Source organism: Stenotrophomonas sp. YJH_SMC_119 (genome assembly GCF_059368315.1).
Map to the genome: position 1 here is coordinate 82,494 of NZ_JCAFRP010000008.1, position 12,764 is coordinate 95,257.

The window sequence follows — 12,764 nt, forward strand, 5'->3', positions numbered from 1 at the left end:
TCAGTGGCCCGGCTGCGGTGCCGGCTGCTGCTGCGGCGCGCTGCCGAAATCGACCGCCGGCGCGTTGGAGATCTGCGCTTCGTTTTCCACGGTGAAGTTCGGCTTGGTCTTGTAACCGAAGATCTTGGCGGTGATCACCTGCGGGAACGAGCGGATGTAGGTGTTGTAGTCCTGCACCTGCTGGATGTAGCGGCCGCGGGCGACGGTGATGCGGTTTTCAGTGCCTTCCAGCTGGGCCTGCAGGTCGCGGAAGTTCTGGTCCGACTTCAGCACCGGGTAGTTCTCGGTGACCACCAGCAGCCGCGACAGTGCGCTGCCGAGTTCACCCTGGGCCTGCTGGAACTGCTTGAGCGAGGCTTCGTCGTCGGCGTTGACGTTGATCTGGCCAACACGCGAGCGGGCGTTGGTCACTTCGGTCAGCACGCGCTCTTCCTGGCTGGCGAAGCCCTTCACGGTCTGCACCAGGTTGGGCACCAGATCGGCGCGGCGCTTGTACTGGTTGAGCACTTCGGACCAGCTGGCCTTGACCGCTTCATCCTTCTGCTGGATGGCGTTGTAGCCGCAGCCGGACAGCAGGGAGGCCAGCAGCATCAGGGGCAGGACACGGGTGAACAGGCGCATGGCGGAGGTTCCGGGTGGACTGGGCACCGAGCATGCCACGGTTCGGGTGAAAGACCGGCCATCGGGCGCCGCCCCCTCCGCGGTGGTTGGCGAGGAAGCGTTATCGGGGTCGGCCGGGAGGGTGGGTTGGCTGGGGGGCGCTGCAAGTACGTCCATGTAAGCTCGATCGCCGCATCCATGCGGCTCACGCCACCAGCCAACCCACCCTCCCGGCCACGGACAATTTCCTGCGCACCGCGGGAAGATCAAAAGAAAAATCAAAAGCAAAACGCGGTTCTTCAGGCATTCGTGTCGACCAAGGTCGACACCTACCGGAGCGGAACGCCGTTCCGGCAGACCGCGGGAAATTGTCGAAGGCGGGGTGGGTCCGGTGGCGGGGGTGTCCGCGGCATGGATGCCGCGGCCAAGCCCCCAGGGACGGGTTTACGGCGTCCCCCGCCACCGGACCCACCCCGCCACCCCACGGATAACCAGCTTTTGACGTTGACGTTGATTGCAGCGGGTGCAGGGCTGCAAGCCCTGCCGGAAACCCTCTCCCCTCAGCAGGCCTCAGCCACCGCAGTGCGGGGACGCCCCAGCCACGCCAGCAGCAGCCCCGATGCCGCCAGCAGGCCACCGGCCACCGGAATCGCCGCGTAACCCAAACCCAAGCTGATCACCGCACCACCCAGCGCGGCACCCACCGCGTTGCCGAGGTTGAACGCACCCACGTTGATCGACGACGCCAGGCCCGGCGCCTCGCTCGCCGCCTGCATCACCCGGATCTGCAGCGGCGGCACGATGGCGAAGGTCGCCGCGCCGAACAGCAGCACGCCCAGCGCCGCAGTGGCGTGGTGCATGAACGCCAGCGGCAGCACGAACATCAGCACGGCCAGGACCGCCAGCAGGATGCGGGTCGCGCCATCAAGCGACCAGTCGGCCATGCGCCCACCGATGCCATTGCCAAACGTGAAGCCGATACCGATCAGGGCCAGCGACATCGCGATGAAGGTGTTGGAGGCGCCGGTCAGTTCGGTCAGCACCGGCGCCACGTAGGTGTACAGAGTGAACATCGCACCCGCGCCGAGCACCGTGGTGCCCATCGCCAGCAGTACCTGCGGCTGCAGGATGGCCTTCAGTTCGCGGCGCACGTCCGGGCGCGGCCCCGGTGCAGATGCCGGCAGCGCGAAGCCGAGCGCGGTGATCGCAATCAGGCCCAGCACTGCAGTACCGGCGAAGGACAGGCGCCAGCCCAGTTGCTGGCCCACCCAGGTCGCCAGCGGCACGCCGCCGATATTGGCGATGGTCAGGCCCATGAACATGGTGGCCACGGCGGCGGCCTGCTTGTCCTTCGGCACCAGGCTGGCGGCAACCACAGCACCGATGCCGAAGAAGGCGCCGTGGTTGAGGCTGGTGACCAGGCGCGACAGCAACAGCAGGCCGTAGTTCGGGGCCAGTGCCGAGAGCAGGTTGCCGACCACGAAGATCGACATCAGCAGCATCAGCGCAGTGCGCTTGCCGAACCGTCCCATCAGCAGGGTCATCACCGGTGCGCCCAGCATCACGCCCACGGCGTAAGCGGTGATCAGCATGCCGGCAGTGGGAATGCCCACGCCCACGCCGTCGGCGATGACCGGCAACAGGCCCATCGGCGCAAACTCGGTGGTTCCGATGGCGAAGGCGCCGACGGCAAGCGCCAGCAAGGCGGCTCTGGAATTCATGGGGGGGCCTGGGGGAGGGATTCGGGAGTGCGTAGCCTGCGCGCTTTGCTGTGGCGGATTAAGCCTCGTCCCGGGAAAACACTGTTGATCCTGGGTCACAAGTGAGGCACGGAAACCCGCTGCAAGTGCAAAAACCGCAGCGCCGTAGCAGAGCCGTGCCCCCACAAACGCAGAACCCCCGGCCGGGCCGAGGGTTCTGAGGGACTTACATGCCAGAGGCGCTTACCAGTTACCAGCGCCCGGCACGTTGTGCTCGCGCGCGCGACGGCGCATCAGCAGGTTCAGCCATTCCACCAGCACCGAGAAGCCCATCGCGGCGTAGATGTAGGGCTTGGGCACGTGCACGTCCAGGCCGTCCAGGATCAGCACCGCACCGATCATAAGGATGAAGGCCAGCGCCAGCATCTTCACGGTCGGGTTGGCGTCGATGAAACGGCCCAGCGGGTTGGCGGCCAGCAGCATCACCAACACCGACAGCAGAATGGCGGCGACCATGACCGGGATGTGGTCGGCGATGCCAACCGCGGTGATCACCGAGTCCAGCGAGAACACGATGTCGATCACCGCGATCTGCGCGATCACGTAGCCGAACACGGCCGAGGCCTTGGTGGTGCTCGGATCTTCATCCTCGCCGCCGCTGATCAGTTCCTTGATCTCCATGCAGCCCTTGATGATCAGGAACAGGCCACCGACGATCAGCACCAGGTCACGGATGGAGATGCCCATGCCGGCCACCGTGAACAGGTTGGCCGCCATGTGCGCCAGATACGCCAGCGACACCAGCAGACCGATACGGGTGATACAGGCCACCGCGATGCCGAGCCGGCGCGCGAACGGGCGGCGGTGCTCTGGCAGCTTGCTGACGGCGATGGAGATGAACACCAGGTTGTCGATGCCGAGCACGATTTCCAGCGCGCTCAGCGTGAACAGGGTCAACCAGACATTCGGATCGGCAAGAAACTCAAGGGACATGGGAAGTCTTCAACAAGGGGGAATGGGGATCAGCCGTAATTGCCGGCCATTGCATGCGGGACCACGACCAGCGCCCAGCACAGAAGCACGTTCATCATCAGCACGAAGACCGCCGCCGAGCCCATGTCCTTGGCGCGGCCGGCCAGCTCGTGGATCTCGCTGCCGTAACGTTCGATCACCGCTTCGATGGCCGAGTTGGCCAGTTCCATCGCCAGCACCAGCAGCATCGAACCGATCATCAGCGCACGCTCGACCGGCGTCTGCCCCAGCCAGACCGCGACCGGCGCCAGCAGGATCAGCAGGTAGACCTCCAGCCGGAACGACGATTCGTGCAGCCAGGCGGCGCGCAGGCCCTGCCAGGACCAGCGGGCGGCCTGGAAGATGCGGCGCGGGCCGCGCGGCAGATGGCCGAACTGATCAGCCACGGGTGGAACATCCAGCAACAGGGGCGCGGCGCAGCGACCGCTCAGACGCACGGCAGGGAATCATGGGTGCACAGGAATAGGCAGATGGCCGCCATTTTGCCACAAGGCCGCCAGCCGCATCCCGGCACCGGCCCGGTGAATGGACCGCCAGGGGCAAGCCCCGGCCCGCCCCAGCTTCTATGATGGCGTTCCCTTCCCTGCTGGAGCGCCTGATGTCCCGTCGCCGTACCTGCCTGCTGATGCTGGGCCTGCTGACCGCCGCACCGCTGGCCCAGGCCTTGGGCCCGACCACGTCGCCCCGGGTACCCGAACAGGTCTCCAACGTGGCCTGGGCCGGCGACATGGCCCGGTTCGCCAGCGCCGACCAGGCCAACCCGCCGCCCCGCGGTGGCATCGAGTTCATCGGCAGCTCCTCCATCCGCTTCTGGGAGAGCCTGGCCACCGACTTCCCCGGCCAGCCTGTATTCAACCGCGGTTTCGGCGGCTCGGAAGTGCGTGACAGCACCTGGTATGCCGGCCAGATCGTGGTGCCGTATGCGCCGTGCAAGGTGTTCTTCTACGCCGGTGACAACGACCTCAACAGCGGCCGCACCGCGACCCAGGTGCGCGACGACGTGGTCGCCTTCGTGCAGCGCGTGCATCGCGACCTGCCGAAGACCAAGGTCGAGTACCTGTCGATCAAGCCGAGCCCGTCGCGTGCGCACCTGCTGCCGGCGATCAACGAGGCCAACACGCTGATCAAGGCCGCGCTGGCCAAGCTGCCCAACACCGGCTTCACCGATATCTACACGCCGATGCTGGGCGCGGATGGCCAGCCGGATGCAACGCTGTTCCGCGAAGACATGCTGCACATGACCCCGGCCGGGTATGACATCTGGACCAAGGCGCTGGCGCCGAAGGTCAACTGCAACTGAGCAACCCCATCCACGCATGGCGTGGATGTACTGCGGATCGCGGGAAACTGTCGAAGGCGGGGCGGTGTGGGTTTGCAGGACCGTTGGCGCCATGGATGGCGCCATCGAGCCCCCATGGGTGAGGGCGCTTTGCTTGCGAAGCACTGCTTCGCAAGCGCCCGAACGCACAGCCGCCAGCGGCTGGGCCGGACCCCGGAGGGGGGTTTACGGCGTGTCCTGCAAACCCACACCGCCCCGCCATTCCACGGAATGCCCGCTTTTGATGTTGATGTTGCCTCGGCGGGTGCCGGGCGCAGCCCGGCAAAATCCCTCTACCGGAAGATCACCGTTGCCTCGGTGCCCTGACCCGGCTCGCTGGCCAGGCTGACCTTCCAGCCGAAGCGATCACACAGCCTGCGTACGATCGACAGGCCCAGGCCGGTACCCTGCGGCCGGCTGGGTTCGGCGCGATAGAACGGTTCGAACGCCCGTGACAGCGCCTCGGGGGACATGCCGATGCCGGTATCGTGCACCACCACCCGATCGTTGTGCACATGCACGTCGATGCGCCCCTCGTCGGTGTAGCTGCATGCATTGCGCACCAGGTTGCTGACCACCACCTGCAGCACCCGCGGCGGCGCATGCAGCTGCACCGGGCCATCGCTGTGCAGGTGCACCGACACCGGGCGAGCCCCCAGCAGTTCGTTGGCGTTGTCCACTTCATAGCGGACGATGTCGTTGACGTCGAACAGCTCGATCTGCGGTTCGACGTCTGCCTCGCGGGCCAGGATCAGGAACGCATCGATCACCGCTTCCATGTCGCGGCCAGCCCGCTGGATGCGCTGCAGGCTGCGGCGCAGGCGCGGCTGCAGGCTTTCATCGCCCAGTGCCATGTCGCTGGCAACGCGGATGACGGTCAGCGGCGTGCGCAGTTCATGGCTGGCATCGCGGGTGAAGTTGCGCTCGCGTGCCACGTGCGCGCTGACCCGGTTGGCCAGCGAGTGCAACGCGGCCGCCAGCTGCCGGGTCTCGCCCTGCATGTCCGCCGGCAGCTTGTTGGGCTCCAGGTCGGCCGCTTCCGGATGCCCCGGGTCCCAGCGCGAGACGCGCCGAGCCAGCCAGTTCACCGGCGACACCAGGCGCTTGGACGCGCGGTAGGTCACCCAGCTGGCGCCATACACCGCCAGCAGGGTCAGCAGCACCGGCACGATGCCGAACCAGAACGCCAGCATCTCTGCCCGCGAGCGCAGGAACACCAGATACAGGCGGCCAGCCGGGCGCACATCAACCAGCACCAGCTGGTCGTCCTTGGGCAGTTCGTGGAAGCCGGGCTCCAGGTTGCGCAGGTTGGCCGGCAACGACAGTGCCGACTGCCCGCTTTCCAGCAGGTAGCCGCGGATGTTCTGGGTATTGGGCGGTGGCTGCACCGGGGACGCTTCGTGCAGCGTCCAGTAGTACGCCGCCTCCTCGCGCAGGGCAGCGCCCACCAGGCTGTGCTTGATCACCAGCGAGACCAGCCACGCACCCAGCAGGATGCCCAGGCTGGCCAGCACTGCCTGCAGGATGAAGGCGATACGGATCTTGCGCGGCAGGCCGTGCGGCATTGCGGAGTCCCGGTCAGAGCGCTGCGATTATAGGCAGCGCGCCACGCCGTGCGGGTGCATGGGCGATGACCGGCGGCAGTGCAGACCGGTCATGCCCTGCCCTCGTACGTGGCCACAACCCGGCCGGGCCTGCTGCTGCACCGGCGAGTATCCTGCTCAGGCCATCGGCTGGGCGATGTCGGCAATGCGGTAGCCGGCACTCTGCACGGTGTGCAGCAGCGGACGGTCGAACGGCTTGTCGATGATCTTGCGCAGGTTGTACAGGTGGCTGCGCAGGGTGTCCGAATCCGGCAGGCCATTGCCCCAGATCTCGCGCTCGATCTCCTGGCGGGTGACCACGCGCGGCGATTCGCGCATCAGGATGGTCAGCAGGCGCAGGCCGATCGGCGAAAGCTGCAGCTCGGTGCCGGCACGGGTCGCACGCATGCTGACCGGATCGAGCACCAGGTCGGCCACCTTCAGCACTTCCGAACCGACCTGGCGACGTTCGCGACGGATCAGCGCGCGCAGGCGGGCTTCCAGCTCCTGGATCGCGAACGGCTTGGTCAGGTAGTCATCGGCACCGAAACCCAGGCCGGTGAGCTTGTCGTCCAGCGTGTCGCGTGCCGTGAGCATCAGCACCGGGGTGGACTTGCGCGCATCGTTGCGCAGGCGACGGCACACTTCGATGCCATCCAGGCGCGGCAACATCAAGTCGAGCACCACGACGTCATAGCTGTTCTCCGCCGCAAGGCGGTAGCCATCCAGGCCGTCCTGTGCATAGTCGACTTCGAAGCCGCGACCTTCCAGGTATTCCCCGATCATCTCGGAGATGTTGCGGTTGTCTTCGACCACCAGCACCAAGCCGGAGGTCTCCTTCGTCTGACGCATGTGATTCCCTCTAACTTCAGCTTTGTGAAACATGCCGGATCGACGGTGGACGCGATGTGAAGTTCCGTCAAGGGGTACACAAACGGTTCAGAGCAGCGGCCTCAGCAGCGGCCAGACGTTGTCCAGCACCTTTGGCTGCGCCTGTGCGGTCGGGTGCAGGCCGTCGGCCTGCATCATGCCCGGCTGCAGGGCGACACCCTCCAGCAGGAAGGGCAGCAGCGGCACCTTGTACTGCGTGGCCAGCGCCCTGTAGGCCGCCGCCAGGCGCTGGCGATAGGCCGGCCCGTAGTTGGGCGGCACGTCGATGCCCAGCAGCAGCACCTTCGCGCCCGCCTTCTGGCTGGCCTGCACCATCTTTCCCAGGTTGCCCTGCACCTGCGCCGGGGTCAGCCCGCGCAGTGCGTCATTGCCGCCAAGGGCGATCACTACCACGGTCGGCTTTTCCTTCGCCAGCAGGGCCGGCAGGCGGGTGAGTGCGCCGGCGGTGGTCTCGCCGCTCATGCTGGCGTTGACGATGCGCGCCGGGGTTTTCGACTGCTGCCTGACCCGCTGCTGCAGCAGGCTGACCCAGCCGGCGTCGGCAGGGATATTGTGGGCAGCACTGAGGCTGTCGCCGAGCACCAGCACGGTGCCGGCCGGACCTTTGGCACAGGCCAGCCCGGGCAGCAGCAGGAACCCTAGCAGCAGCACCATCATCGCGCCGGCTCGCCGGCTCCATCCCGTCTTGCGCATTGGAGTCTCCTCATCGACAGCCTGTCCCCCCGCAGCGCGCCCGTCGCCATCGCCGTCGACCAGGTCGGCAAGTCCGTGCAGGGCCCGGAGGGTGAAGTCCACATACTGGACAACATCACCCTGACGGTCCATGAAGGCACCAGCGTGGCCATCGTCGGCGCCTCCGGTTCCGGCAAGACCACCCTGCTCGGCCTGCTGGCCGGGCTGGACCTGCCCAGTCGCGGCCGCATCGCGCTGGCTGGCCAGGACCTGTCGGCGCTGGACGAGGAGGCCCGCGCCCAGCTGCGCGCGCGTGAGGTCGGCTTCGTGTTCCAGAGTTTCCACCTGCTGCCGGCGCTGACCGCCGCCGAGAATGTCGCGCTGCCGCTGGAACTGGCCGGACGCGAAGACCGGGCGCGGGTCGATGAAGTGCTGGCCCAGGTCGGGCTGGCCCATCGCGCCCGCCACTATCCGCGCCAGTTGTCGGGCGGCGAGCAGCAACGCGTGGCATTGGCACGTGCGTTCGTCACCCGCCCGCGCATCCTGTTCGCCGACGAACCGACCGGCTCGCTGGACCACGCCACCGGCCAGCACATCAGCGACCTGCTGTTCGAACTCAACGCCGGCAGCGGCACCACCCTGGTGCTGGTCACCCACGACCTGCGCCTGGCCCAGCGTTGCCAGTACATCCACCGCATCGACAACGGCCGCCTGCTGCCGGTCGAGCGTGGGGCGCAGGCATGAACCTGCTGCGGCATGCGTGGCGCGCACTGCGCCGCGAGGCGCTGGCCGGCGACCTGCTGACCGTGTTCGCCGCACTGGTGCTGGGCGTGGCGGTGATGACCGCGGTCGGCACGCTGGTGAACCGGGTCAACCTGGCACTGACCGGCAGCGCGGCGGAGATGCTCGGCGGCGACCTCGGCATCGCCGGGCGCGATGACCCGCCGCAGGCATTCGCCGACGAGGCGCAGCGGCGTGGACTGGCCTTCACCCGCATCGCCAGCTTCGGCAGCGTGCTGTTCAACGGTGATGCCAGCCAGATGGCCAGCATCAAGGCGGTGCAGGCGGGCTATCCGCTGCGTGGCACGCTGCGGGTGCGCAGCACGCCCGGTGGCGCGCTGATCGCCAACGCCGGCATGCCGCCCAAGGGCCAGGCCTATGCCGACCCGCGCCTGCTGCAGGGGCTGGGACTGAAGGCCGGCGATGATCTCGAATTCGGCGCCGGCACGCTGCGCATCGCCGGCATCATCGAGGCCGAGCCGGATGCCGGCGGCGACCTGCTGACGCTCTCCCCCACGCTGCTGGTCAACCGCGCCGATGTGGAAGGCACAGGCCTGCTTGGCCCCGGCAGCCGCATCAACTACCGGCTCATGTTCGCCGGCTCCGCCGACCAGGTTGCCGCGTTGCGCCAGTGGCTGCTGCCACAGGTGAAAGGCCTTCGCCTGCTGAGCGTGGACGACACCCAGCGCGGCGTGCGCCAGGCCTTTGATCTTGCCGGGCGCTTCCTCGGCCTGAGCGCGCTGCTGGCGGTATTGCTGGCCGGCGTGGCGACCGCGCTGGCGGCCAACCGTTTTGCCCTGCGCCGCATCGACCAGGTGGCGATCCTGCGCTGCCTGGGCGCGCGCCAGCGCGACATCCTGCTTGGCCTGGCGCTGCAGCTGCTGATGCTGGCGGTGCCGGCCTGTGCGCTCGGCATCGGCCTGGGCATGGCCGCGCAGGAAGGCCTGGTGCAGGTACTGGGCAGCCTGGTGCCGCAGCGCCTGCCGCTGCCGGAAGCGATGCCGGCGCTGACCGGCGCCGGCATCGGCCTGTTGCTGCTGTTCGGCTTCGGCCTGCCGCCGCTGCTGCGCCTGCGCGGGGTGCCGCCGATGCGCGTGCTCAACCGCTCCTTCGCCGCCCTGCCCCCGGCCTCGCTGCTGGCCTACGTAGCAGCGCTGGCGGCGAGCCTGCTGCTGGCGGTGCAGGTGACCGGTGATCTCAAGCTGGCGCTGTGGGTGCTGGGCGGCCTGGCCGCGTTGGCGGTGGCGGCCGGCGTGGTCGGTTTCGTGCTGCTGCAGCTGCTGCGCGGCCTGCAGCACCGTCTGCACGGCCACTGGCGGCTGGGCCTGGCGGCGCTGACCCGGCGCCGGATGCTGGCGGTGATGCAGCTGGTCGGGCTGTCGCTGTCGCTGTGCGCGCTGTTGCTGCTGGCGGTGACCGGCCCCGGCCTGCTGCAGCAGTGGCGCGAGCGACTGCCTGCGGACACGCCGAACTACTTCCTGATCAACATCCAGCCCGAACAGCGCGACAGCGTGCTGGCCGCGCTGCGTGGACTGGGCGCCAACGACGCCAGCATCGAACCGATGGCCACCGGCCGCCTGATCGCGATCAACGGCAAGCCGCCGCTGCGCGTGGATCGCTCGCCGGACCAGAGCGGGCAGCCGGCGTCAGGCGAAGCCCAGCGCGATGACGACGACGAGAACCGGCCGTTGAACTTCAGCTGGCGCAGCAGCTTCCCGCCGGCCAACACGCTGATGAACGGCACCTTCTGGACGCCCGACAGCACGGCGGCGGAGGCGTCGGTTGAAATCGGCTGGGCCAAGCGCTACGGCGTGTATCCGGGCGACCGCATCACCATTGCAGTTGGCGAGCAGGAGCGCGAGTTCACCGTGACCAGTGTGCGCAAGGCCGACTGGAACACCTTCCGGCCGAACTTCTTCGTGCTGCTGAATCCGAATGCGGTGGGCGACACCCCGCACAACCTGCTGTCGGCATTCCACCTGTCGGCCGGCAAGGCAGCCGGACTGGGCGAGCTGATACGCGCGCAGCCCAACCTGTCGCTGCTGGACGTGGACGCGGTGATCTCGCAGGTGCGCGATGTGATGGAGCGGGTGGCACAGGCGGTGCAGCTGGTGATGGTGTTCAGCCTGCTGGCCGGCGTGCTGGTGCTGCTGGCCGCACTGCAGGCCACGGCGGGCGAGCGCCGCTACGACAGCGCGGTGCTGCGCACGCTGGGCGCGACCCGGCGCCAGCTGCGTGGCGCGGTACTGGTGGAATTCGGCGCGCTGGGCACGCTGGCCGCGTTGCTGGCGGTGGGCGCCGCGGCTGCGATCGGCGTGGCGGTCTCGCAGAAGGTGTTCGAGCTGCCGTTGCTGCCGCCGTGGCCGGGCCTGCTGGTCGGCGGCGTGGTCGGCATCGGGCTGAGCCTGCTGGCGGGCTGGTGGGGTACGCGGGCGATCCTGCATACGCCACCGGCATTGGCGCTGCGCGAGGCCTGAGGCGGCGCCGAACCGGGGCGCGTGCCGAGCAAGCTCGGCACCTACCAAGAGCCCAGGACGGCGCTGCCAGTGTTCAAGGAACAAGCGCATCCACGCATGGCGTGGATCTACTGGGCCTTTTCCACGTACTTGGCGAACACGTCGTCAATCTGCTTGTCCTTCACCTTCTTGCCGGCCTGGATCTCTTCGGCCTGGGTGAACAGCGGAATGATCATCGCCATGCCGTCGATCCTGGTCTTCAGGTGCACGCCCGGGGCCTGGGTCAGGAAACCATCCCAGCGCTGGCGCACCTTGGCCCAGTAGCCGGCGGTGGCCTTCCAGTAGTTGCGCGCCGGGGTGAAGTCGACCTCGGTGGTCTTCACGTAGTCGTTGAAGCCGAACTCGCGTGCGATCTCCACCTGGCTGCCATCGGCGTTGCGCTGCACCTTGGTGTTGAACTGTTCGTGGGTCCAGCCGTTCGGGGTCAGCGTATGGCGGTTGACCACAGCCAGCGCGTTGTAGTCGCTGCGCTTGGTGTACTCACGGCGCGGCAGCGGGCGCCAGCTCAGATCGCTGGTCCAGCTCGGCACGTTGTTGGTGTAGGTCCAGGTGCCGGTGCCGCAGTAGCGCGGTGCGTCGCTCACTTCGTACACGCACTGGGTCCAGGCGCCCTGGTTCACCGCCGACGGAATACTGCGCACCTTCCAGGTCTGGTCGGCGCTGAACTCGAAACGGTTCGGTGCTTCGTACACCCAGTCCTGGCGCCAGTGCTTGGTGATGTGGCCGCTCTTTTCATCCAGCAGCAGGTGCTGCAGCACGATGCGCTTCGGGGTGTTCTCGACCACGATGACCACTTCACTGCCGCCGCTGCGCATCGCCGGTGCACGCTCGTAGCCCGGCTTCAGCAGCACGGTCTCGTCGAAGGCGAAGTCCACGGTGTACTCACCCTGCATGGCGAGGATGCTGTCGTGGTCGCGGGCGATATCGGAGGGCTGCGCGCTGGCCACGCCGCTGGCGGCGAGCAGCAGCATGGCGCTGGCTGTCTGGAGCTTCATCGGGGTCTTCCTTCGGGGTTGCAGATTCATTGAGGGGCCATCCGTGGCCAACGGGCGTTCCATCAGGAGAGGGTCACAGGCGGATCAGCGGCAGGTCGCCGGGAATCTGGGGCGCCGGACGCCGGGCGGCGTCGGCACAGCAGCAGTCGTCGATCGCCAGCTCGCCTTCAGCACCTTCCAGGCGTGCGATGCGGCGCGCGGTGGCCGCGCCCAGCGAGGACAGGGTCGACAGACTGGCGGCCAGCGTGCGTCCGTCGTCGGCGGCATGCAAGCGCAGCGCGCACAGGCGCCAGCGCTGGCCGCCAAGATGGCCGGCCAGGCGCCGCCACAGGCGTTCGCCAACGCTCGCCTCGCTGTCGTGTTCCGGTCCCGGCGGCAGCGCCGCGACCAGACGGTCCCAGGCCAGGAAATCGCTGTCGGGCAGCAGGTACAGGCGCCACACGCAGCGGCCGCGTCCATCAAGGAAGCACAGGCTTTCGCGCAGGCCCTCGCTGTCCACGCCCTGGCAGGCGTGTACGCGTACGGCCTGGCGCCAGCCGCCCAGCTCGTTGCCGTCGGCGTGGTACAGGCACAACACGGTGCCGAGCGTGGCCAGCTGTGCCGGGGTCGGCCAGGCCGCGCTGTTCGGCGCGGCGATGGAGTCATTCCTGCGTGCGGACAAGGCTCGGCTCATGAGA

General features: G+C 68.0%; 12 protein-coding genes. 3 read left to right on the forward strand and 9 right to left on the reverse strand.

The window, feature by feature from the left end:
* From AC5P6S_RS13700 to AC5P6S_RS13715, 4 genes are all read right to left on the reverse strand, one after another.
* Positions 1-621 carry a LemA family protein gene (locus tag AC5P6S_RS13700; protein WP_012479189.1) on the reverse strand — a complete coding sequence of 207 codons (621 nt, stop codon included), beginning with the start codon at positions 619-621 and terminating at the stop codon, positions 1-3.
* Positions 622-1,160: 539 nt separating this feature from the next.
* Positions 1,161-2,321, reverse strand: coding sequence for an MFS transporter (locus AC5P6S_RS13705; protein ID WP_005408128.1), 1,161 nt, complete (start codon positions 2,319-2,321; stop codon positions 1,161-1,163).
* 222 nt (positions 2,322-2,543) lie between these two features.
* A complete protein-coding gene (locus AC5P6S_RS13710; protein ID WP_049418805.1) occupies positions 2,544-3,293 on the reverse strand; it encodes a TerC family protein in 750 nt (249 codons plus the stop codon).
* Positions 3,294-3,322: 29 nt separating this feature from the next.
* Entirely contained in the window at positions 3,323-3,718 is a 396-nt protein-coding gene (locus AC5P6S_RS13715; protein WP_049418807.1) for a diacylglycerol kinase, read from the reverse strand.
* 212 nt (positions 3,719-3,930) lie between these two features.
* On the opposite strand from AC5P6S_RS13715, the gene AC5P6S_RS13720 reads away from it, so the two are divergent.
* Positions 3,931-4,632 carry an SGNH/GDSL hydrolase family protein gene (locus AC5P6S_RS13720; RefSeq protein WP_049418809.1) on the forward strand — a complete coding sequence of 234 codons (702 nt, stop codon included), beginning with the start codon at positions 3,931-3,933 and terminating at the stop codon, positions 4,630-4,632.
* A 311-nt stretch (positions 4,633-4,943) separates the two neighbouring features.
* On the opposite strand, the gene AC5P6S_RS13725 is transcribed toward AC5P6S_RS13720, so the two are convergent.
* The 3 genes from AC5P6S_RS13725 to AC5P6S_RS13735 all read right to left on the reverse strand — a co-directional run bounded on the left by AC5P6S_RS13725 (position 4,944) and on the right by AC5P6S_RS13735 (position 7,817).
* Positions 4,944-6,215, reverse strand: coding sequence for a sensor histidine kinase (locus AC5P6S_RS13725; RefSeq protein WP_005412286.1), 1,272 nt, complete (start codon positions 6,213-6,215; stop codon positions 4,944-4,946).
* A gap of 156 nt (positions 6,216-6,371) precedes the next feature.
* On the reverse strand, positions 6,372-7,085 hold the full coding sequence (locus tag AC5P6S_RS13730; RefSeq protein ID WP_002811889.1) for a response regulator transcription factor: 714 nt from the start codon (positions 7,083-7,085) through the stop codon (positions 6,372-6,374).
* An 87-nt stretch (positions 7,086-7,172) separates the two neighbouring features.
* Positions 7,173-7,817, reverse strand: a complete 645-nt coding sequence (locus AC5P6S_RS13735; RefSeq protein ID WP_012479183.1) for an arylesterase — start codon at positions 7,815-7,817, stop codon at positions 7,173-7,175.
* A gap of 75 nt (positions 7,818-7,892) precedes the next feature.
* On the opposite strand from AC5P6S_RS13735, the gene AC5P6S_RS13740 reads away from it, so the two are divergent.
* Positions 7,893-8,540 (forward strand): ABC transporter ATP-binding protein, encoded by a 648-nt coding sequence (locus AC5P6S_RS13740; RefSeq protein WP_024957309.1) that lies wholly within the window; start codon positions 7,893-7,895, stop codon positions 8,538-8,540.
* On the forward strand, positions 8,537-11,053 hold the full coding sequence (locus AC5P6S_RS13745; RefSeq protein ID WP_099526900.1) for an ABC transporter permease: 2,517 nt from the start codon (positions 8,537-8,539) through the stop codon (positions 11,051-11,053). The genes AC5P6S_RS13740 and AC5P6S_RS13745 overlap by 4 nt, the downstream gene beginning before the upstream one ends.
* Before the next feature lie 107 nt (positions 11,054-11,160).
* Here the strand turns inward: AC5P6S_RS13745 and AC5P6S_RS13750 are convergent, their stop codons facing one another.
* Positions 11,161-12,087, reverse strand: a complete 927-nt coding sequence (locus tag AC5P6S_RS13750; RefSeq protein ID WP_111151159.1) for a DUF6607 family protein — start codon at positions 12,085-12,087, stop codon at positions 11,161-11,163.
* A 73-nt stretch (positions 12,088-12,160) separates the two neighbouring features.
* Entirely contained in the window at positions 12,161-12,760 is a 600-nt protein-coding gene (locus AC5P6S_RS13755) for a ChuX/HutX family heme-like substrate-binding protein (RefSeq protein WP_005408118.1), read from the reverse strand.
* Positions 12,761-12,764: the final 4 nt, after the last annotated feature.

Excerpts from the sequence above, each read along its gene's own strand:
- AC5P6S_RS13700 (WP_012479189.1), bottom strand. The coding sequence starts at position 621 with ATGCGCCTGTTCACCCGTGTCCTGCCCCTGATGCTGCTGGCCTCCCTG.
- AC5P6S_RS13705 (WP_005408128.1), bottom strand. The coding sequence starts at position 2,321 with ATGAATTCCAGAGCCGCCTTGCTGGCGCTTGCCGTCGGCGCCTTCGCC.
- AC5P6S_RS13710 (WP_049418805.1), bottom strand. The coding sequence starts at position 3,293 with ATGTCCCTTGAGTTTCTTGCCGATCCGAATGTCTGGTTGACCCTGTTC.
- AC5P6S_RS13720 (WP_049418809.1), top strand. The coding sequence starts at position 3,931 with ATGTCCCGTCGCCGTACCTGCCTGCTGATGCTGGGCCTGCTGACCGCC.
- AC5P6S_RS13725 (WP_005412286.1), bottom strand. The coding sequence starts at position 6,215 with ATGCCGCACGGCCTGCCGCGCAAGATCCGTATCGCCTTCATCCTGCAG.
- AC5P6S_RS13730 (WP_002811889.1), bottom strand. The coding sequence starts at position 7,085 with ATGCGTCAGACGAAGGAGACCTCCGGCTTGGTGCTGGTGGTCGAAGAC.
- AC5P6S_RS13735 (WP_012479183.1), bottom strand. The coding sequence starts at position 7,817 with ATGCGCAAGACGGGATGGAGCCGGCGAGCCGGCGCGATGATGGTGCTG.
- AC5P6S_RS13745 (WP_099526900.1), top strand. The coding sequence starts at position 8,537 with ATGAACCTGCTGCGGCATGCGTGGCGCGCACTGCGCCGCGAGGCGCTG.
- AC5P6S_RS13750 (WP_111151159.1), bottom strand. The coding sequence starts at position 12,087 with ATGAAGCTCCAGACAGCCAGCGCCATGCTGCTGCTCGCCGCCAGCGGC.
- AC5P6S_RS13755 (WP_005408118.1), bottom strand. The coding sequence starts at position 12,760 with ATGAGCCGAGCCTTGTCCGCACGCAGGAATGACTCCATCGCCGCGCCG.